The following is an 18,627-nucleotide window of genomic DNA, read 5'->3' as shown; positions in this document are numbered from 1 at the left end:
GAATGTGTCGCTTAGTGCTGTGCATTGCCGCCTGAGGCCTGAAACGCATATACTGGCGCTTCTGTTCCGTTTTTTTTGAAACAACCTCAAAAAAGGATACGCGATGGCGAACGCTGATAATGATAAACAGCCTGATTCCGTCTCTTCGGTGATGAAGGTGTTTGGTATTTTGCAGGCGCTGGGGGAAGAGCGCGATCATGGCATTACCGAGCTGTCTCAGCGCGTGATGATGTCAAAAAGCACCGTCTATCGCTTTTTACAGACTATGAAGTCGCTGGGCTATGTGGCACAGGAAGGTGAAACGGAAAAATACTCGCTGACGCTTAAGTTATTCGAGCTTGGGGCGAAGGCGCTGCAAAATGTTGACCTGATTCGCAGTGCCGATGTGCAGATGCGTGAGCTGTCACGTCTGACCAAAGAGACCATCCATCTTGGGGCGCTGGAAGAAGACAGCATCGTTTATATTCACAAAATTGATTCGCTCTACAACCTGCGCATGTATTCGCGGATTGGACGCCGTAATCCACTGCACACCACGGCAATCGGCAAAGTATTGCTGGCGTGGCGCGATCGCAGTGAGGTGCAGGAGATCCTCAGCGAAGTTGAATTTCGACGCAGCACTGCCAATACCATCGTCAGCGCTGAGGCGTTGCTTAAGGTGCTTGACCAGGTGAAGGTGCAGGGCTTTGGTGAAGATAACGAGGAGCAGGAAGAAGGATTGCGCTGCATTGCGGTGCCCGTGTTTGACCGCTTTGGGGTGGTTATTGCCGGACTTAGCATCTCATTCCCGACTATCCGTTTCTCGGAAGAAGGTAAAAACGAGTATGTTGCCATGCTGCATCGTGCTGCGCGTGCTGTCTCCGGGCAAATGGGCTATCACGACTATCCCTTTTAAACCGAAGCGATAAACGGGCTGTGACCAGCCCGTTCACTGATCAGTTATCGACCACTTCACCGCTCTTTTTCAGCAGCGGGCAGTCTGTCACGCCGACGATACCGCTATCGGTATGCAGATACTGCGCAGTGATCATGCCACGTGCAGTCAGGTAGCTGCATTGCAGACCCAGTCCGGCCGCGTTTTTATTACTGCCGGTTAACACGCCATAGCCCGTAAATAACATTGCCAGCCAGATAACGGCGATGACCACTATCGCCCGGATGAATAGTTTCATTTTGTCTCCATGTGATACATAACGCAGCTGTCCAGATGTTGCTGCCATCTCTATAGTAGCAGCATGCCTCGCTTTCCTCGCCAGATCGATCAGAGATAACTGAAAGATGCCACACAGGAAATTCTGCTTTCCGTTCGTGCCCATTATCTTTTGCCGCCGCAAGGCGTAGAATCAGCAGCTGAGTGAGTATTTGACATTAATCAGTAATCTGAGGCAGTTATGAATGAGTTAGCCGCAAATTCCAGTCCGCTGTTCAGCTATGGCGTACTGGCCATCATTATCGTTGTGGCCTTTATCGCCTGGTTCTTTGTCAACCGGGCCAGCGTGCGGGCCAGCGAACAGATTCAATTGCTGGAAGCGCTACTGGAAGAACAAAAGAAACAAAATGCGCTCCTGCGCCGTCTGGCCGACGCACAGCCAGACACTGCAACAAAAAGCGAAGAAGAGAGCGAAAAGCGCGATTTTATTCGCTTAATCCCGGAACGGTAATCATCGAGTGGAGAGGTAATGGCCTGGCAAAATCCCTGGTATGATGCGGCAAAAGAGCACCACACGCCGCAGGGCTTCCGTAACCCGGAAGAGGAGTTACGGCATCCTGGGGATTTGCAACGCTGGCGGCGTGAGCGCAAAGAGCAGGGTCTACCTCTGCCACCGCAGGCGGGTTATCCGGCATTTATTGATGACTGGTGCCAGCCGGTTGATTTGAGCGGTACTGACGATCGCATCTGGTGGCTGGGCCATGCCGCTTTACTCCTGCGTCTGAATCAACGTTATGTGCTGATTGACCCGGCGTTATCGCAACGTGCGTCGCCGCTGCCGTTTGCAGGTCCGCAACGTAAAACCCCGGCACCGCTCAGCGTTGCGCAGTTACCCCATCTCGACTACGTGCTGATCTCGCACAATCATTATGATCATCTGGATCGTCCGACGGTGAAACGCATCGCACGACAATTCCCTCAGGCGCATTTTCTGGTCCCGCTCGGTATGGAAGCCTGGTGCCGTCGTCGGGGAGTGCGTCATGTGACCCAGCTTGACTGGTGGCAGAGCATTGAGCTGGCGGGTATCCACTTTTCAGCGGTACCGGCACGTCACTGGAGCATGCGTTCTTTCTTCGACCGTAACCGTTCCCTGTGGTGTGGCTGGGTGGTGAGCAATGCCACGCTTAACTTCTGGTTTTCGGGAGACAGTGGTTACAGCGAAAACCTCGCGGCCATCGCCGACAAGCTGGGGCCATTTAACCTTGCGGCCCTGCCGATTGGCGCTTACGCACCAAAATGGTTCATGCGCGGCCAGCATATGGACCCGGATCAGGCGGTACAGCTATGGCAGCAAATCGGACGGCCGGTAACCATCCCCATCCACTGGGGTGTATTTGAACTGGCAGATGAATCGCTGGATGAACCCCCAGCGGTGCTGGTACAGGCTCTACGCACTGCAGGAGAGACGGGGACCGATTTTTCACCGTGGAGAATAGGTGAGAGCCGCAGTTTGCTGAATATCGATTCGGATTTGTCCTAAGCCCGTTTTGTTAAACTCCGTACGCTGGTGCGTTTTTTTAACATTTAATTGTTGTGACGTTAGAAAAAAATGAGATAACTGCCAAATCGCAATTATGCATATATTTGGGGCAGGCACGTTTATATTTTCCTGATTTTGGTGCAAAACTATTAATAAGCTGTACTGAATAAAAACGATTGTACAGGATTTGCTCGGTGCACATATGTTGCGTCAGACGTTAACATTTTGGTGGATTACATTATCTATGCCATATTTTTGCAATATTTTTTGCGTATGTTTATCCGTTTAAATAGTGGTGAATTGGACAGTTTATCCTAATTCGACTACAACAATTTTTGGCTGTAATCATACTGATCAATAACCTTTTTTTGTGCAGTAGCGGTAAACGGCGGCGGAAGCGAAACAGTCAAACTCTGTGCCCTGGCTAGCAATTATGTGCGGCAAGTCGATGAGCTTTTAAAAATGGCTTGCCATTAATTTGCGGATATGTGATAACGACTCGTGGGTTAAACGAGGTACAGTTCTGTTTATGTATGGCATCTTCAGTAAAGAAGTTACGAGTAAAGACGTTGACGTTGAATACCGCTTCCTTGCCGAAACCTTAAATTAGTGCCTCATGCAGTAATGTCTCTGGTTTCTCTGTAAGTCTGCCTCCGGGCAATATAAACACTCTAAGGAATTTGCAAAAATGGCAAAAATTAAAGGTCAGGTTAAGTGGTTCAACGAGTCTAAAGGTTTTGGTTTTATCACCCCTGCTGACGGTAGCAAAGATGTGTTCGTACACTTCTCTGCAATCCAGGGCAATGGTTTTAAAACTCTGGCCGAAGGCCAAAACGTTGAATTCGAAATTCAGGATGGCCAGAAAGGCCCTGCAGCAGTTAACGTCACTGCAATCTGATTTCGTCGCCAGGCTGGGTGCCATGCACCACTGAAACGAATCTTAAAGTCCCGGTCAGTGACCGGGGCTTTTCTTTATCCTTTCTGTTACCAGATGACCAGGTTACACTGCGCCGCGAATCGCTAACCCGGAGTTATCTATGTCTTTGATTTGCCCGCTTTGTCACCAGCCACTTCTGCTGCAGGCCTCCAGCTACCGCTGTGATGCCGGTCATCAGTTCGATCAGGCCAAAGAAGGGTACGTCAATCTGCTGCCAGTGCAGCATAAAGGCTCGCGCCAGCCGGGTGACAGCCCGGAAATGTTGATAGCCCGACGTGAGTTTCTCGATGCCGGATATTATCAGCCATTACGCGATCACCTTGCCTCATGGCTGTCACAACGTCTGCAGGGTACCTCAGCGCAACTGCTGGATATTGGCTGTGGTGAGGGCTACTACACCGCAGCAATGGCTGCAGCGTTGCCGTCAGCCCGGGTCTACGGCCTGGATGTGGCGAAAGCGGCTATTCGCATGGCGGCAAAACGTTATCGGCCGATAACGTTTTGCGTGGCTTCGAGTCAACGCCTGCCATTCGCCGATGCTTCGCTGGACACCATTGTCCGCATCTATGCGCCCTGTAATGAAGACGAGCTAAGCCGGGTGATCAAGCCGGGAGGCTATCTGCTGACAGTGACCCCTGGCCCGCATCATTTGCAGCAATTTAAAGCGTTAATTTACCGTGAGGTGCAGCTGCATGTGGCGGAGGAGAAGGCCTATGCCGGTTTTCATCAGGTTGAACAGCAAAACCTGGCTTACGGCATGACACTGAGCGGCAAAGCGGCAACCACCTTGCTGCAAATGACACCTTTTGCCTGGCGTGCGCGTGAGGAAGTGTGGCAAACGCTGGCAAAAGCGACTGAGTTCAGTTGTGACGCTGATTTCACCCTGACGCTCTGGCAGCGCGATTAACGCGCTTCCACCAGCGTGTTGTAGATTCGTTCTAAATCGTCGAGTTGTTTCACTGCAATCAGCAGACGGCGCTGTTCCAGCTGCATCACCAGGATGCCGTCTTCGGACAGATTCATACTTTGAATGCGGCGATAGTCAATCCAGACGCCCGCGAAAAACAGGCCGTCGTTTTTCATCAGCAGTTTCGGACTGCGCAGCCAGAACAGCCAGATCGCCATAAAACTCAACACCATCAGCAGGGTGGTGGTCAGTTGCGGTCCCTGGTGGCTGACGTTATTCCACAGCAGAATCATTAACAACACGATAAAGATCGCGCTATCGATTTTATGGCGGCGGCGCAGTGCCACCCGCAATTTGGTTGGACCATTACGTCGCGGCAGAATGGCTTCATCGTAGATGGCGAATAACAGCAAGCCCGCAATCAGCAGCACAATCAGGGCGTCAGTCAGTGACATGATCATTCCTTAACAGAAGTTACCTGAACGTTGGCGCTCAGGTAACGTCAATAAGCAGCCGGGAGCAATGCTCCCGGCTGAGGGTGTTACAGTCCGAGCAACCCGATCCAGTAACCGAAAATACCAATGGCAAAGAAGCCGACGATAATCCACAGGGCGTTAACTTTGCGGCGAAGCAGCCACATACAGCCAAAGGTTAACAACAACGGAATCAGGCCGGGCATCAACTGGTCAAGAATTGACTGAACGGTGGTGACGGTGGTTTTGCCGGTCTGGTCAGTGATGCGTGAAACCACCAGCGGCACATTGACATGTGTCCACTTGTTGACCAACGCCCCCATGACAAACAAGCCGAGAATCGACGCCCCTTCCGTCAGTTTCTGCAGGAAGCCGCCGCCCATATCGCTGACAATATCCACCCCTTTACGATAACCGTAAGCCACGCCGTAATAACGGGTGAGCAAACGCGCGATATTGAACAAGAGGAAAAACAACAGTGGGCCAAGCAGGCTACCGCTCATGGCGATCCCGGCACCCAGCGCCGCAAACACCGGACGCACGGTACCCCAGAAAATCGGGTCACCCACACCGGCCAGCGGCCCCATCAGACCGACTTTGATACCGTTTATCGCACCATCATCAATTGCTGCACCATTGGCACGTTGTTCTTCCATCGCCATGGTGACACCAAGTACCGGTGCTGCCACGAACGGATGGGTATTGAAGAACTCCAGGTGGCGCTTGATGGCCTGTTTACGGTCATCATTGTTTTCCGGATAAAGACGACGAATCACCGGCACCATTGAGAAGCAGAAGCCCAGCGCCTGCATACGTTCAAAGTTCCACGAACCCTGAAACAGGTTGGAGCGCAGGAACACACCACGGACATCGCCGGGGGTGAGTTTCTTTTGAGACTGAGTTGTATCAACCATGATGTCACCTGTTCCTTAATCGAGTTCGTTGTCGAGGTCGTTTTGCGCAGGACCGGCCGCAGCAGCACCGGCAACACGGTTATATTTCGGTGCCAGCTGGATATACAGAACCGCCATTACCACACCAATCACGCCCAGTGCCACCAGGTTGAAGTTGGTGAAGGCGGCAGTCACGAAGCCGAGGTAGAAGAACGGCATCAGGTAGCCAGCGCGCATCATGTTGATCACCATCGCATAACCAACTACCACGATCATGCCACCGGCGATGTTGAGGCCATTGGTTACCACTTCCGGAATCGAACTCAGCAGGGTGTGTACCGCACTGGTGCCGACGGAAATGGCGACGATTAACGCAGGAATCGCGATACGCATCGCCTGCAACAGCAGAGCAGAAACGTGAATCCACGAAATCGCCGACAGGTTACCTTTCTCCGCCGCTTTATCGGCAGCGTGCTGGAAGGCGACGGTGATAGTACGAACGATAATGGTCAGCACCTGGCCCGCTGCCGCCAGCGGAATCGCCAGCGCGATACCGGCACCGACGCTCTGACCACCGGCAATAACCAGAATGGTTGAGATGATGGAGGCGAGGGCGGCATCGGGGGCCACGGCGGCACCGATGTTCATCCAGCCGAGTGCAATCATTTCGAGCGTACCACCGATGATGATGCCGGTTTTCATATCGCCGAGCACCGCACCAATCAGGGTACAGGCCACCAACGGACGGTGGAACTGGAACTCATCAAGAATCGAACCCATCCCGGCGATACAGGCCACAATAAAAATCAAAACGATTTGTAGCGAGGTTATCTCCATTGCATTTCTCCTAAGCAAAGGTCACGAATTTTCGCCCACGTACGCAGGCGCAGATGGCGAATTACGGATTTACCTTCGCAATCAGGTCCATCATTTTCAGTTTCGGGTCGTTAGAAACTTTGCGGACTTCCAGTTCAATACCCCGGTCATTGAGTTTGCGGAAAGCGGCAATATCCTTTTCATCGACGGAGACCGCGTTGTTGACCTGAGTTTTGCCCTGACGGAACGCCATCCCGCCAATATTGACGGATTTGATATCCACGCCCTGTTCAACAATACGTTCCACATCGGTGGGGTTGGTGAACAACAGCATGACGCGGTCCCGTCCATATTTCGGGTTGTTCCAGACGCGAATCATTTTGTCGACATCCACCACATGCGCGGTGACACCCGGAGGTGCTACCTGGGTTAGCAGCGTTTTACGCACGTGGTCGTTGGCAACTTCATCGCTGACGACAATGATGCGTGTGACGTTGGTTTCTTTGGTCCAGCGGGTAGCGACCTGGCCATGAATCAGACGGTCATCAATACGCGCCAGACCAATCTTCATATGCTCGCCAGGCGCCAGCGGTTTTTGCGGTTGCGCAGCGGCTTTGGCAGCCGGTGCAGCAGGAGCGGGCTCAGCCGTTTCGGTTTTCAGCGCTTTCACGCCTTCACGACCGGCTTCGACCGCGATGTGAATTAACTCCTCCAGTGAGGGATTGTCATCCCGTCCCATCAGGGTTTCCACCAGCATCGGAATGTTGACACCGGCGATGACATCATGATCCGGTTTATCTACCACGATGCGGCTTGCCGCGTTGAAGGGACTGCCACCCCAGGTGTCGACCAGGAACAGTACACCTTTTGAGGTGTCCATATTGGCCAGTCGCGCCTGATACTTTTCTATTAGCGTTTCTGCATTTTCGCCGGGAACGAAATCAATCCATCCGACATTTTCCTGCTCACCCAACAGCATTTCTGCTGTTTTTAGCAGTTGTTCTGCCGCCCAGCCATGTGTACCAATTACAATAGCAATGGTCACTTGCTACCTCCGTTCGCATGAGAGATTCTCTGGCTTCGCCGGGAATCGATGAAAATTACCGTTGTTAGTTCATGTGGATTGTTTTAGGCCAGGATGAAGCAAAGCATCGATTAATAAGCCAAAACTTTCCGCTGCACAGCGATAAGGTCGCGATTTATTTTAGTGAGTGAAAAAATAATTTATGTGATGTTTGTCAGTTATTGAGAGCGTAACGGGGTTAATTTGTGCTTTTATCTCTCCTTCTTTCAGGCTGTTACTGTTTGTAAATGTAAGAAAATTTTTTGACGCCAGAAATGTAACTGATACATTAACGTTCTGTTTATTCCTCAGGAGTACCGGGCTTTAGCTCACCTTTATGGACCGTCACCGACGTCGCTTCACACTTTCTCCGCGCCAGCTGGCGCAAGCTTTCACGCCTTCCGGCGTTATCCAATCCGTTAACGATCTGCTGTCTCGCTTCATTGCGCAGGCCCGATCGCGTGCACCCATTTCCCTGGTAAGGAGTCATTGATGGAATTTCTCTTCGACCCCTCAATCTGGGCGGGTTTGCTGACGCTGATCGTGCTGGAGATTGTTCTCGGCATCGATAACCTGGTTTTTATCGCGATTCTGGCGGACAAACTGCCACCGAAGCAGCGCGATAAAGCGCGTCTGATCGGTCTGTCGCTGGCCCTGGTTATGCGACTTGGCCTGCTGTCACTCATCTCCTGGATGGTGACATTGACGCGACCCCTATTCAGCGTAGGCGATTTCAGCTTTTCCGGGCGCGATTTAATTCTGCTGGCGGGTGGTGTCTTCCTGTTGTTCAAGGCAACCATGGAACTACACGAACGGCTGGAGAACCGCCATCTGGAACATCAGGGCAATCGTAGCTATGCCAGTTTCTGGGCCGTGGTGACGCAGATTGTGGTGCTCGACGCGGTGTTCTCACTGGATGCAGTGATTACCGCCGTGGGAATGGTGAACCATCTGCCGATAATGATGACGGCGGTGGTGATCGCCATGGGTGTGATGCTGCTGGCCTCGAAACCGCTGACGCGTTTTGTTAACGCGCATCCCACCGTGGTGGTGCTGTGCCTCAGCTTCCTGTTGATGATCGGCCTGTCGCTGATGGCAGAAGGCTTTGGTTTCCATATTCCGAAAGGTTACCTGTATGCCGCGATTGGCTTCTCGATTCTGATCGAGCTGTTTAACCAGATTGCGCGCCGTAACTTTATTCGTCATCAGGCGCATCGTCCGATGCGTGAGCGTACCGCAGAAGCGATTCTGCGTCTGATGGGCGGGCGTCAGCGTAAGCAAGCCGCCAGCACCGAAGAGTCAGCGCTGGTGGAGGCTCTGCCGCAGGAAGCCTTTAAAGATGAAGAGCGCTATATGATCAACGGCGTGCTGACGCTGGCACAGCGTTCGATTCGCAGCATCATGACGCCACGGGGTGAAATCTCCTGGGTGGATGTGGAGCGTCCGCTGGACGAAATCCGCATTCAATTGCTGGATACGCCGCACAGCCTGTTCCCGGTGTGTCGCGGTGAACTGGATGAGATCATCGGTGTGGTGCGTGCCAAAGAATTGCTGGTCGCGCTGGAGCACGGCATGGATGTGGCCACTTTCGCTGCCAATACGCCGCCGATTGTGGTGCCGGAAACGCTGGACCCGATCAACCTGTTAGGCGTGCTGCGTCGTGCCAAGGGCAGCTTTGTTATCGTCACCAACGAATTCGGCGTGGTGCAGGGTTTGATTACCCCGCTTGACGTGCTTGAGGCGATTGCCGGTGAATTCCCTGACGAAGATGAAACCCCGGACATTATCGTTGATGGTGATGGCTGGCTGGTGAAAGGGGGAACCGATTTACACTCCCTGCAACAGCTGCTTGATTATCATGAGCTGGTGAAAGCAGAAGATGACCACGCGTCACTGGCGGGTCTGTTGATCGATCAGAAAGGCCAGCTGCCGGTGCCGGGCGAGGTGATTGATCTGCCGCCGTTACATTTCCAGATTATCGAAGCGACAGATTATCGGGTGGATTTGGTTCGTGTGACCCGCGATCGACCGCACGATGAGGAAGAAGAAGCATAAAACCAAACGGCACCTGCGGGTGCCGTTTTTTATGCGCTTAACTGTGCCTGATGTTGTTCCAGCCAGTCAGGGAAATCTTCGATCGGCATGGGTCGGGCATAGAAGTAACCCTGTAAATGATCCACCCCACGTTCGCGCAGATAATGCGCCTGTTCCGCCGTCTCCACGCCCTCCGCCACCAGCGCGATATTCAGACGCTGTGCCAGTGAAATCACCATATCCGTGACGGTCGCGTTAATGGCGTCGGTGCCGATGGCGGCGGTAAAGATCTTATCGATCTTGAGTACATCCGGCTTGAGGTCTTTCAGATAGGCCAGCGAGCTGTGCCCGGTACCGAAATCATCAATCGCTAGCCTGACGCCAATTTCATGCAGCTGGGCAACCACCGACTGATCAATGATGGGTAAAGCATCGCGCTCGGTCAATTCCACCACCAGTCCCGGCAGCGGATTGGCCGGCCACCAGATGCGTTGCAAATCCTCGACAATCGCCCGGTCGTGGAAATGGCTGGCAGCCACATTAATGGCGATGTGGAAGGAGGGACAGCGTGGCAGATTCGGTAGCTCATCCACCACTTTGGCGATGACAAAACGCGTCAGTGGGGCAATTAAGTTTTGCCGCTCGGCCAGCGGAATAAATACATCGGGAGCGATCCAGCCCTGGCGCGGATTATGCCAGCGCAGCAGCAATTCGATACCATCACATTCGCCACTTTTGGCATTAATCAGCGGCTGACAATAGACCATAAATTCATTGGCGGTGATGCCATAACTAATTTGCCAGCTGAGGCTCATACGGTTAGCGGTAGCCAGCCAGACGATATACCCCATCAACAGGCTCAGCAGCACCGCCAGCGGTAACTGCGAGGGCAGGGTACTCAGTGCCAGACGGGCGGGCGAGGGGCCATACAGGGTGATGGTGTAAGGGTAACGCAGGGATGCCTGGTCGTAGGCCACTTCATCCTCGGACGGCACGGTCGGCTCAATCAGCGGATTGCCATATTCCAGACTCTGGCCGCCAACGTTGAAAATGGCGCGTTCCACCCACGGCAACTGTGGTTCCAGCAGATAATTGGTCATCAGTTCGATATTAATCACCTGAAGTAAACCTTCGCGGTTGTCCAGCGACTTGGGCGTCCAGAGCAAAAGCACCGGGGAACCTTTTAAAAGATAATCATCGGTGGTCAGCATCATGCGCTGATTATTAATCGCCAGTTCGGGGTAGGTAAGACTAAAGGGGATATGACTCGGGCCATAGATGCTGGAACAATACAGGGTGTCATCCTGCACCAGCTGTATCGATCGCACCGTTTGTAGCGCGGCGATTTTTTCAATCAGTGGAAAGCGCACTTCAGGGCAGGGTACGCCAACCAATCCCAGGGTGTTATTGGCGGAAACATCCAGCGGTGAAAACATGCGATCAAAACGTTCGATGGCGCGTGATGCAAAATCCAGTGACTGCTGCTCAATACGTGACTTCTCTTCGATATAACGAAAAGTCAGCGTGAGAATTAATACCAGCGCGGCGATCACTAACGCGATAAGCAAACGCTTACGGCGAAATTGACCAACAAATTGCTGGGCTATGAGCATCAGTAACCACCTTGCAAGGACTAAGAATAAAGCCAAAGTAACGTATAAGTTATCGGCATAGCGGCGGCCAGGTTTAGCACGGCTCAGGAAAAAAAGCGGTACTGAAAAAGCAACGCGGCCAACGAGGGCCGCGTGTAAATCACTCTATCTGGTTTAACCAGACGGAGGTAGCAGCAGTTGCATAAAAAAGTTCAATCGGTGTTTTTTTGCGCACCGAAGCAAGCTGCTGCGTCAGAGGGGGAATTAGTCGCACTGCACCTTGATGGCAAGGCCGCCGCGTGAGGTTTCCCGATATTTGGCGTTCATATCTTTGCCGGTCTCGTACATGGTTTCGATCACCTTATCGAGCGAGACGCGCGGTTCGCTGGTGCGACGCAGCGCCATACGGGCAGCGTTGATGGCTTTGACGGAGGCAATGGCGTTACGCTCAATGCAGGGCACCTGCACCTGACCTGCGACCGGGTCACAGGTCAGACCCAGGTTATGTTCCATGCCGATTTCAGCAGCAACGCAGACCTGCTCCGGGCTGGCACCCAGCAGCTCCGCCAGACCAGCCGCCGCCATGGAACAGGCGACGCCCACTTCACCCTGACAACCCACTTCAGCACCGGAAATCGACGCGTTCATTTTATACAGCACGCCGATGGCACCCGAGGCGAGGAAATAGCGGATGTAAATATCCGGCGTGACGTTTTCAATAAAATGATCGTAGTAGGCCAGCACGGCGGGCACGATGCCACAGGCACCGTTGGTGGGGGCGGTAACCACGCGCCCACCGGCGGCATTTTCTTCATTCACCGCCAGTGCAAACATATTGACCCAGTCGATAACATTCATCGGGTCGTTGGAGTGTTTGGTCGAAGAGACCAGCAGACGGCGCAATGACGCGGCACGACGCGGCACACGCAATGGACCCGGCAGCACGCCTTCGGTGTTCAGGCCACGATCGATACACGCCTGCATGGTCTGCCAGACATGAGCAAAGTAGCTGTAGATTTCCTCACGACTGTGCAGCGCCAGCTCATTTTTCATCACCAGACCAGACAGGGACAAGCCACTCTCGCGACAGTGGCTCAGCAAATCTTTGGCAGAGTGGAACGGCCAGGGAACTGAGACCTGATCCAGCACCGATTGACCAAAATGTTCTTCATCGACGATAAAACCGCCGCCGATGGAATAATAGGTTTTGCTGAGGATCAGCAGGTCACCGGCAAAGGCGAACAGCGTCAGGCCATTTTCATGCAATGACAGGTTTTCGCTACGAAACACCATGCCACCTTCACGCGGGAAATCCACCTCATGCGCACCGTTCGCCAGCAGCAGACGCTCGCGCTGTTCGACATCCTGAATAAAGGCCGGGATGCTATCGATATCAACGGTAGCGGGCGCGGCACCGGCCAGACCCATAATGATGGCGATATCGGTATGGTGACCTTTGCCAGTGAGTGACAGGGAGCCATAGACATCGACCGCAACGCGCGTGACATCCTGCAACTTACCCTGCTCGGCCAGCAGATCGACAAACTGTTTACCCGCTTTCATCGGGCCGACGGTATGCGAACTGGATGGGCCGATGCCCACTTTGAACATGTCAAAAACACTAATCACCGGTGACACTCCTCACAAATCTTATTTAGTACGGCACAGGCCGTTTTATGCGGCTAATAGTAATCGCAGGTGCTGCGACAGGAGCAGCTTTTCGCATGAAATAAACTAATTATACAACACAGAAATAGTTATCCATTGCCGGTGGCTAAAACCGGCAATGACAGAATGGCAAGCAACCCTGCCAGAGGGAGATAAATCAGACGGGGAGGGCGATTTGCTGACCAAGCGCGCGAATGATGCCTGCGGTCATGCCCCAGATAAAATAATCTTCATACCAGGAAAGCCACACCTGATGCTGGCGATGACCCCGACGCAGCGTCAAATCGCTGTAACGACTGAGGCGCAATGCCTCGGCCAGTGGCATGGCAAAGGTACTTTCGACTTCGTCCGGATTGATGCTGAGCGGCAGCCCGGCAGGAATGATGCCCACTACAGGTGTCACGGCGAAACCGGTGCTGCTGATCACCGCAGGCAACACGCCCACCACCTGCACCTGATCGGGGTGAATCCCCACCTCTTCCTGCGCCTCGCGCAGGGCGGTGTGGATCAGAGAATCATCGGTGGCATCCTGCATACCGCCTGGGAAAGCCACCTGACCCGCATGTTTGCGCAGATGGGAAGCGCGACGTGTCAGCAACAAGCCCGGCTCGGCAGCGTCAATCAAGGGGACCAGGACGGCGGCGCGCCGACCGTTGATCACACTTTTCGCCGCAACCAGCGGAGGTTGCAACACAAAGCGGCTAAGGAATTGATCGAGGGTCAGTGCACCGTTCATCTTAAAATGGCTCCCGCAGGCTGGGCAAAATACGATTCACTTTGTGCAGCGTTTCCTGATACTCCGCCGCGACGGCGCTGTCAGCAACCAGCCCGCCGCCCGCCGCGCAGTACAACTGCTGGTTTTCGGCGATCAGGGTACGAATAGTGATGCTGGTATCCATGCGCCCGCACAGGCTGAGATAACCAATACTGCCACACCAGGCGTTACGGCGATGCGGTTCGAGTTCTTCGATGATCTCCATCGCACGGATTTTTGGTGCGCCGGTGATGGATCCACCGGGAAAACAAGCGCGTAACAGGTCAGTGGCGGAAAGCCGCGCCGGTAACTGCGCCCGCACCGTGCTGACCAGATGATGCACCGCAGGGAAAGGTTCCACCACAAAAAGCTCGGGTACGCTAACGCTACCCGGTTCGGCGACGCGGCCAATATCATTCCGCAGCAGATCAACAATCATCAGGTTCTCAGCACGATCTTTCTCAGCGCTGGCCAGTTCCAGCGCCTGCTGGTGATCGGCTTGCGGGTCGGCCATGCGCGGGCGAGTGCCTTTGATTGGCCGGGTCTCAATCACCCGTTGTTGCAGAGAAAGGAAACGTTCCGGGGACAGGCTAAGAATGGCGCTTTCCGGCAAGCGCAAAAAGGCGCTGAAGGGGGCGCGATTAGCGTCATTCAGGCGCTGAAACGCCTGCCATTCATCACCGCGATAACTGGCCTGGAAACGCTGGGCCAGGTTGACCTGGTAGCAGTCACCGGCCTGAATATAAGCCTGTACGGCGGCAAAGCGCCGGGCGTAATCATCAAAACTCAGATTGGATTGCCAGTCGCTGGTGAGGGCAAAAGGTGGCACCACCGGCGCGGTTTGCGCCTGTAACCATTGCCAGCGCGCGTCAGGATCATCCAGTGCGACCAGCGTCAACTTACGTTGATGATGGTCGGCAATCAACGCCCAGTCATAAATGCCCACCGCCATATCCGGGGTGTTGAGATCGTTTTGCGCCAGCTGTGGCAGCTGTTCGAAACGACGCCCCAGATCGTAACCAAATAAACCGATCGCCCCCCCCTGGAAGGGCAAATCTGCCGCAAAAGCAGGCTGCACACCGAGGGCATCACAATAGCGTTGTACCAGCGTGAGCGGGTCTTCGGCGGAACAGCGCGTGCTATCCTGCTGGGTAATTTCTGTCGCGGGGCCACGGGTCACCAGGGTAACGAGCGGGTCGGCGGTCATAATATCGAAACGGTTATCCGCATGATCGGCGTGACCCGAGGTCAGCAACATCGCCCACGGCTGATGAGCAAGAGGGGAAAAAAGCTGCGGCAGCGTATCCGGCGTATAATTCAGAGCGAGGGTTTTTACGATCATGGGACAAATCAGATAACAGCAACAAGGGCGTTAGCCTGACACATTTTTTTGCTGCTGGCACCTGTTTGTTCCGCATGGAATAATGCGTCCCCTTTTTCCCAGGAGCGAGTTATGTTTTCAGGTCTTCCGGCATTATCTCACGAACAGCAACAACAGGCCGTCGAACGTATTCAGGAATTGATGGCGGACGGTATGGCCAGTGGTCAGGCGATTGCCCAGGTGGCGCATGAAATTCGCCAGAGCCATCAGGGTGAGCAGATTCGGGCGCGCTTTGAAGACGACGAAGACGACGCCTGACGCCCGAAACGTGTTACAACGCGGCGATGATCTTGATTTCGACTTTATACTTTGGGTTCATCAAACCGGCTTGCACGGTACAGCGTACCGGTGCATTGCCCGGTGACACCCAGGCATCCCAGGCGCGGTTCATCGCCGGGAAGTCGGCTTTATCGACGAGGAAAATAGTAGCGTCGAGGATTTTGCTTTTATCGGAACCGACGCGGGTCAGAATGGCGTCAATGACCGCCAGCGCATTGGCGGTCTGCGCTTCCGCATCCTCATCAAGGTTCTCCGGCACGCTGGTGTAATACACGGTCTGGTTATGAATAACGGCTTCGGACATACGGTGCTCGGGATCGATACGGGTAATGGTCATGATTTTCTCCTTATTTATTGCGGCACTAGCCTGACACATCCCCGGGGGCGCTGTCATCTGTTGTGGTCGCACAGGCGGAATCCTGACATAATTACAGGTCTTTTTGAGTAATCGGTGAGGATGTGTGGCAGACGATTTTGCAGCTGACGGCGCGCTGGCGCTGGCGATCCCTGGCTTTAAACCGCGTGAAGCGCAGCGCGAGATGGCGCAGGCAGTCGCTGAGGCGGTGAAAACCGGCGGTGAGTTAGTGGTCGAAGCCGGCACCGGTACCGGGAAAACCTACGCTTATCTCGCCCCGGCGTTGCGGGCTGACAAAAAAGTCATTATCTCCACCGGATCGAAAGCGTTGCAGGATCAGCTTTATAATCGCGATCTGCCCACCGTTGCCCGCGCCCTGAAATTTAAAGGCAAAACCGCGCTGCTGAAAGGCCGTTCCAACTATCTGTGTCTCGAACGTATGGAGCAGCAAACACAAACCGGTGGCGACCTTAGCGTCCAGGCGCTGGGGGATTTGATTACCCTGCGCGGCTGGTCATCAGAAACCGTTGACGGCGATATCAGCAGCTGTAGCGGTGTCGCCGAAGACAGCCCGGTCTGGCCTTACGTCACCAGCACCAATGATAACTGTCTCGGCAGTGATTGCCCGCTGTATAAAGATTGCTTTGTGGTGAAGGCGCGTAAACGGGCCATGGATGCGGACGTAGTGGTGGTCAACCATCATCTTTTCCTCGCCGATTTAGTGGTGAAGGAGAGCGGCTTTGCCGAGTTGATCCCGGAAGCGGAAGTGATGATTTTTGACGAAGCGCACCAGCTGCCGGATATCGCCAGCCAGTATTTCGGCCAGCAACTCTCCAGCCGCCAGCTACTCGATTTGGTCAAAGACATCATCATTGCCTACCGTACCGAAGTGCGTGATGTGCAGCAGCTACAGAAATCTGCCGACCGGCTGGCGCAATGCACCCAGGATTTCCGCCTGACGCTGGGGGAGCCGGGTTTCCGTGGCAATCTGCGCGATCTGCTGAACGATAACAACGTGATGCGCATGCTGACCCTGCTGGATGATGCGCTGGAACTTTGTTATGACGTGATCAAACTGTCGCTGGGGCGCTCCGCATTGTTGGATGCTGCCTTTGAGCGTGCCGCCCTCTATCGAACCCGCCTGAAACGGCTGCGCGCCATCGATGAACCGGGGTTCAGCTACTGGTATGAATGCTCCAGCCGACATTTCACCCTGGCGCTGACGCCGCTGTCGGTGGCAGAACGCTTCCGGGAAGTAATGGATAATCGTAAAGCCGCCTGGATCTTCACCTCCGCCACGCTGGCGGTCAATGAACAGATGAGTCATTTCTCCAGCCGGTTGGGGGTGGATAAAGCGAAAACGCTGATTCTCAACAGCCCGTTCGATTATGCCCGTCAGGCGCTGCTGTGCGTGCCGCGTAACTTACCGGAGCCGAACCGTCCCGGAGGTGCCCGCCAGCTGGCACGCATGATGAAGCCACTGATCGATGCCAACAAGGGGCGCTGCTTCTTTCTCTGTACCTCGCACATGATGATGCGCGAACTGGCAGCAGAATTTCGTGCCTCCATGACCCTGCCGGTGCTGTTGCAGGGCGAAACCAGCAAAGGTCAGCTGCTGAAGCAGTTTATTGAAGCGGGCAATGCCTTGCTGGTGGCCACCAGCAGCTTCTGGGAAGGGGTGGATGTGCGGGGCGATGCGCTGTCATTAGTGATCATCGATAAGCTGCCGTTTACCTCGCCGGAAGACCCATTGCTGAAGGCACGCATGGAGGATTGCCGCTTACGTGGCGGTGACCCGTTTAATGATGTCCAGCTGCCGGATGCGGTGATTACCCTGAAACAGGGGGTGGGGCGGTTGATCCGTGATACCGACGATCGTGGTGTACTGGTGATTTGCGACCAGCGCCTGGTGTCGCGGCCCTATGGTGCGCTGTTCCTTAATAGTTTGCCTCCCACCCCACGAACCCGCGATCTTGACCGCGCCATCCGCTTCGCTCGCGAGCAGGAGAGTCACTAATTTGTGCCAGGCTGTGGTAAGATGCGCGCCATTTTGAATCTCCCGAGGTTGTTATGTCCGCCCGAATTTTAGCCCTGGACACGGCGACAGAAGCCTGTTCTGCCGCACTGCTGAATCAACAGCACATCGATGCCCGTTTCGAAATCGCCCCGCGTGACCACACGCAGCGTATTCTGCCACTGGTGCAGGAGCTGCTGCAGGCGCAGCAGCTGGAACTGACCGCGATCGACGCGCTGGCTTTTGGGCGTGGACCAGGCAGCTTTACCGGCGTGCGTATTGGCATTGGCATTGCTCAGGGGCTGGCACTGGGAGCGAATCTGCCGATGATTGGTGTCTCCTCCCTGGCCACGATGGCGCAGGGTGCATGGCGTAAAACTGGCGCGACGCGCGTACTGGCGGCGATTGATGCGCGTATGGGCGAAGTCTACTGGGCTGAGTATCAGCGCGATGTTAATGGCGCATGGCAGGGTGCAGAGACCGAAGCGGTGCTGTCGCCAGAAGCGGCACAGGCGCGCATCAATAGTCTGAGTGGCGAATGGACCACCGTCGGTACCGGCTGGCAAGCCTATCCGCACCTGCTCACCACGCCCGGTGCCCAGCTGGTGACCAGCGAAGTCACCTTACCGGCGGCCGAAGATATGTTGCCGCTGGCTGTGGCTGCCTGGCAACGGGGGGAAACTGTCGCGGTGGAGCACGCCGAGCCGGTCTATTTGCGCAATGAAGTGGCATGGAAAAAATTGCCGGGACGTTAAGCCACCACGCAACTTA

Annotated in this window: 20 protein-coding genes; 10 read left to right on the top strand and 10 right to left on the bottom strand. The window is 54.4% G+C overall.

The window, feature by feature from the left end; all coding sequences use genetic code 11:
- Positions 1-103 precede the first annotated feature (103 nt).
- A complete protein-coding gene (gene kdgR / locus CUN67_RS11110; RefSeq protein WP_208715351.1) occupies positions 104-895 on the top strand; it encodes a DNA-binding transcriptional regulator KdgR in 792 nt (263 codons plus the stop codon).
- A gap of 40 nt (positions 896-935) precedes the next feature.
- On the opposite strand, the gene CUN67_RS11105 is transcribed toward kdgR, so the two are convergent.
- Positions 936-1,172, bottom strand: coding sequence for a YobH family protein (locus CUN67_RS11105; RefSeq protein ID WP_084875306.1), 237 nt, complete (start codon positions 1,170-1,172; stop codon positions 936-938).
- Positions 1,173-1,391: 219 nt separating this feature from the next.
- On the opposite strand from CUN67_RS11105, the gene CUN67_RS11100 reads away from it, so the two are divergent.
- From CUN67_RS11100 to rlmA, 5 genes are all read left to right on the top strand, one after another.
- Positions 1,392-1,661: a YebO family protein gene (locus CUN67_RS11100; RefSeq protein WP_208715350.1), complete on the top strand. Its 270-nt coding sequence runs from the start codon at positions 1,392-1,394 to the stop codon at positions 1,659-1,661.
- An 18-nt stretch (positions 1,662-1,679) separates the two neighbouring features.
- Positions 1,680-2,690 carry an MBL fold metallo-hydrolase gene (locus CUN67_RS11095; protein WP_208715349.1) on the top strand — a complete coding sequence of 337 codons (1,011 nt, stop codon included), beginning with the start codon at positions 1,680-1,682 and terminating at the stop codon, positions 2,688-2,690.
- A 529-nt stretch (positions 2,691-3,219) separates the two neighbouring features.
- Positions 3,220-3,300 (top strand): DUF2627 domain-containing protein, encoded by an 81-nt coding sequence (locus CUN67_RS30670; RefSeq protein ID WP_139810977.1) that lies wholly within the window; start codon positions 3,220-3,222, stop codon positions 3,298-3,300.
- 78 nt (positions 3,301-3,378) lie between these two features.
- Positions 3,379-3,588 carry a transcription antiterminator/RNA stability regulator CspE gene (gene cspE / locus CUN67_RS11085; protein ID WP_001062678.1) on the top strand — a complete coding sequence of 70 codons (210 nt, stop codon included), beginning with the start codon at positions 3,379-3,381 and terminating at the stop codon, positions 3,586-3,588.
- 139 nt (positions 3,589-3,727) lie between these two features.
- Positions 3,728-4,534 (top strand): 23S rRNA (guanine(745)-N(1))-methyltransferase, encoded by an 807-nt coding sequence (rlmA, locus tag CUN67_RS11080; RefSeq protein ID WP_208715348.1) that lies wholly within the window; start codon positions 3,728-3,730, stop codon positions 4,532-4,534.
- On the opposite strand, the gene CUN67_RS11075 is transcribed toward rlmA, so the two are convergent.
- The 4 genes from CUN67_RS11075 to manX all read right to left on the bottom strand — a co-directional run bounded on the left by CUN67_RS11075 (position 4,531) and on the right by manX (position 7,761).
- Positions 4,531-4,989 carry a DUF986 family protein gene (locus tag CUN67_RS11075; RefSeq protein ID WP_208715347.1) on the bottom strand — a complete coding sequence of 153 codons (459 nt, stop codon included), beginning with the start codon at positions 4,987-4,989 and terminating at the stop codon, positions 4,531-4,533. The genes rlmA and CUN67_RS11075 overlap by 4 nt on opposite strands.
- Before the next feature lie 86 nt (positions 4,990-5,075).
- A complete protein-coding gene (locus CUN67_RS11070; protein ID WP_013509404.1) occupies positions 5,076-5,921 on the bottom strand; it encodes a PTS mannose transporter subunit IID in 846 nt (281 codons plus the stop codon).
- A 15-nt stretch (positions 5,922-5,936) separates the two neighbouring features.
- The gene (locus tag CUN67_RS11065; protein ID WP_084875295.1) at positions 5,937-6,737 is read right to left on the bottom strand and encodes a PTS mannose/fructose/sorbose transporter subunit IIC; all 801 of its coding nucleotides are present in this window, start codon (positions 6,735-6,737) and stop codon (positions 5,937-5,939) included.
- A gap of 61 nt (positions 6,738-6,798) precedes the next feature.
- Positions 6,799-7,761, bottom strand: a complete 963-nt coding sequence (gene manX, locus CUN67_RS11060; protein WP_208715346.1) for a PTS mannose transporter subunit IIAB — start codon at positions 7,759-7,761, stop codon at positions 6,799-6,801.
- Between the two features lie 510 nt (positions 7,762-8,271).
- Between manX and CUN67_RS11055 the strand changes: the two genes are divergently transcribed.
- Complete coding sequence (locus tag CUN67_RS11055; RefSeq protein WP_208715345.1) at positions 8,272-9,834, top strand: TerC family protein; 1,563 nt, start codon at positions 8,272-8,274, stop codon at positions 9,832-9,834.
- Positions 9,835-9,863: 29 nt separating this feature from the next.
- On the opposite strand, the gene CUN67_RS11050 is transcribed toward CUN67_RS11055, so the two are convergent.
- The 4 genes from CUN67_RS11050 to pabB form a co-directional block, all read right to left on the bottom strand.
- Complete coding sequence (locus tag CUN67_RS11050) at positions 9,864-11,426, bottom strand: EAL domain-containing protein (protein WP_208715344.1); 1,563 nt, start codon at positions 11,424-11,426, stop codon at positions 9,864-9,866.
- Between the two features lie 243 nt (positions 11,427-11,669).
- Entirely contained in the window at positions 11,670-13,034 is a 1,365-nt protein-coding gene (locus CUN67_RS11045; protein WP_208715343.1) for an L-serine ammonia-lyase, read from the bottom strand.
- Between the two features lie 196 nt (positions 13,035-13,230).
- A complete protein-coding gene (locus CUN67_RS11040) occupies positions 13,231-13,809 on the bottom strand; it encodes a CoA pyrophosphatase (protein ID WP_208715342.1) in 579 nt (192 codons plus the stop codon).
- Between the two features lies 1 nt (position 13,810).
- A complete protein-coding gene (gene pabB, locus CUN67_RS11035; RefSeq protein ID WP_208715341.1) occupies positions 13,811-15,169 on the bottom strand; it encodes an aminodeoxychorismate synthase component 1 in 1,359 nt (452 codons plus the stop codon).
- A gap of 111 nt (positions 15,170-15,280) precedes the next feature.
- Between pabB and CUN67_RS11030 the strand changes: the two genes are divergently transcribed.
- Positions 15,281-15,466 carry a YoaH family protein gene (locus tag CUN67_RS11030; protein WP_208715340.1) on the top strand — a complete coding sequence of 62 codons (186 nt, stop codon included), beginning with the start codon at positions 15,281-15,283 and terminating at the stop codon, positions 15,464-15,466.
- Between the two features lie 13 nt (positions 15,467-15,479).
- On the opposite strand, the gene CUN67_RS11025 is transcribed toward CUN67_RS11030, so the two are convergent.
- Positions 15,480-15,824 (bottom strand): RidA family protein, encoded by a 345-nt coding sequence (locus CUN67_RS11025; RefSeq protein WP_021183012.1) that lies wholly within the window; start codon positions 15,822-15,824, stop codon positions 15,480-15,482.
- A 124-nt stretch (positions 15,825-15,948) separates the two neighbouring features.
- Between CUN67_RS11025 and CUN67_RS11020 the strand changes: the two genes are divergently transcribed.
- Together CUN67_RS11020 and tsaB are read left to right on the top strand one after the other, a co-directional pair.
- Positions 15,949-17,859: an ATP-dependent DNA helicase gene (locus CUN67_RS11020; RefSeq protein ID WP_208715339.1), complete on the top strand. Its 1,911-nt coding sequence runs from the start codon at positions 15,949-15,951 to the stop codon at positions 17,857-17,859.
- 53 nt (positions 17,860-17,912) lie between these two features.
- Positions 17,913-18,611, top strand: coding sequence for a tRNA (adenosine(37)-N6)-threonylcarbamoyltransferase complex dimerization subunit type 1 TsaB (gene tsaB, locus CUN67_RS11015; RefSeq protein WP_208715338.1), 699 nt, complete (start codon positions 17,913-17,915; stop codon positions 18,609-18,611).
- Positions 18,612-18,627 lie beyond the last annotated feature (16 nt).

The sequence above is a fragment of the Pantoea cypripedii genome, from assembly GCF_011395035.1.
In the GTDB taxonomy this organism is placed as follows: Bacteria; Pseudomonadota; Gammaproteobacteria; order Enterobacterales; family Enterobacteriaceae; genus Pantoea; species Pantoea cypripedii_A.
The sequence above is the reverse complement of the archived record's forward strand: the minus strand, read 5'-3'. Positions and strand labels throughout refer to the sequence as shown.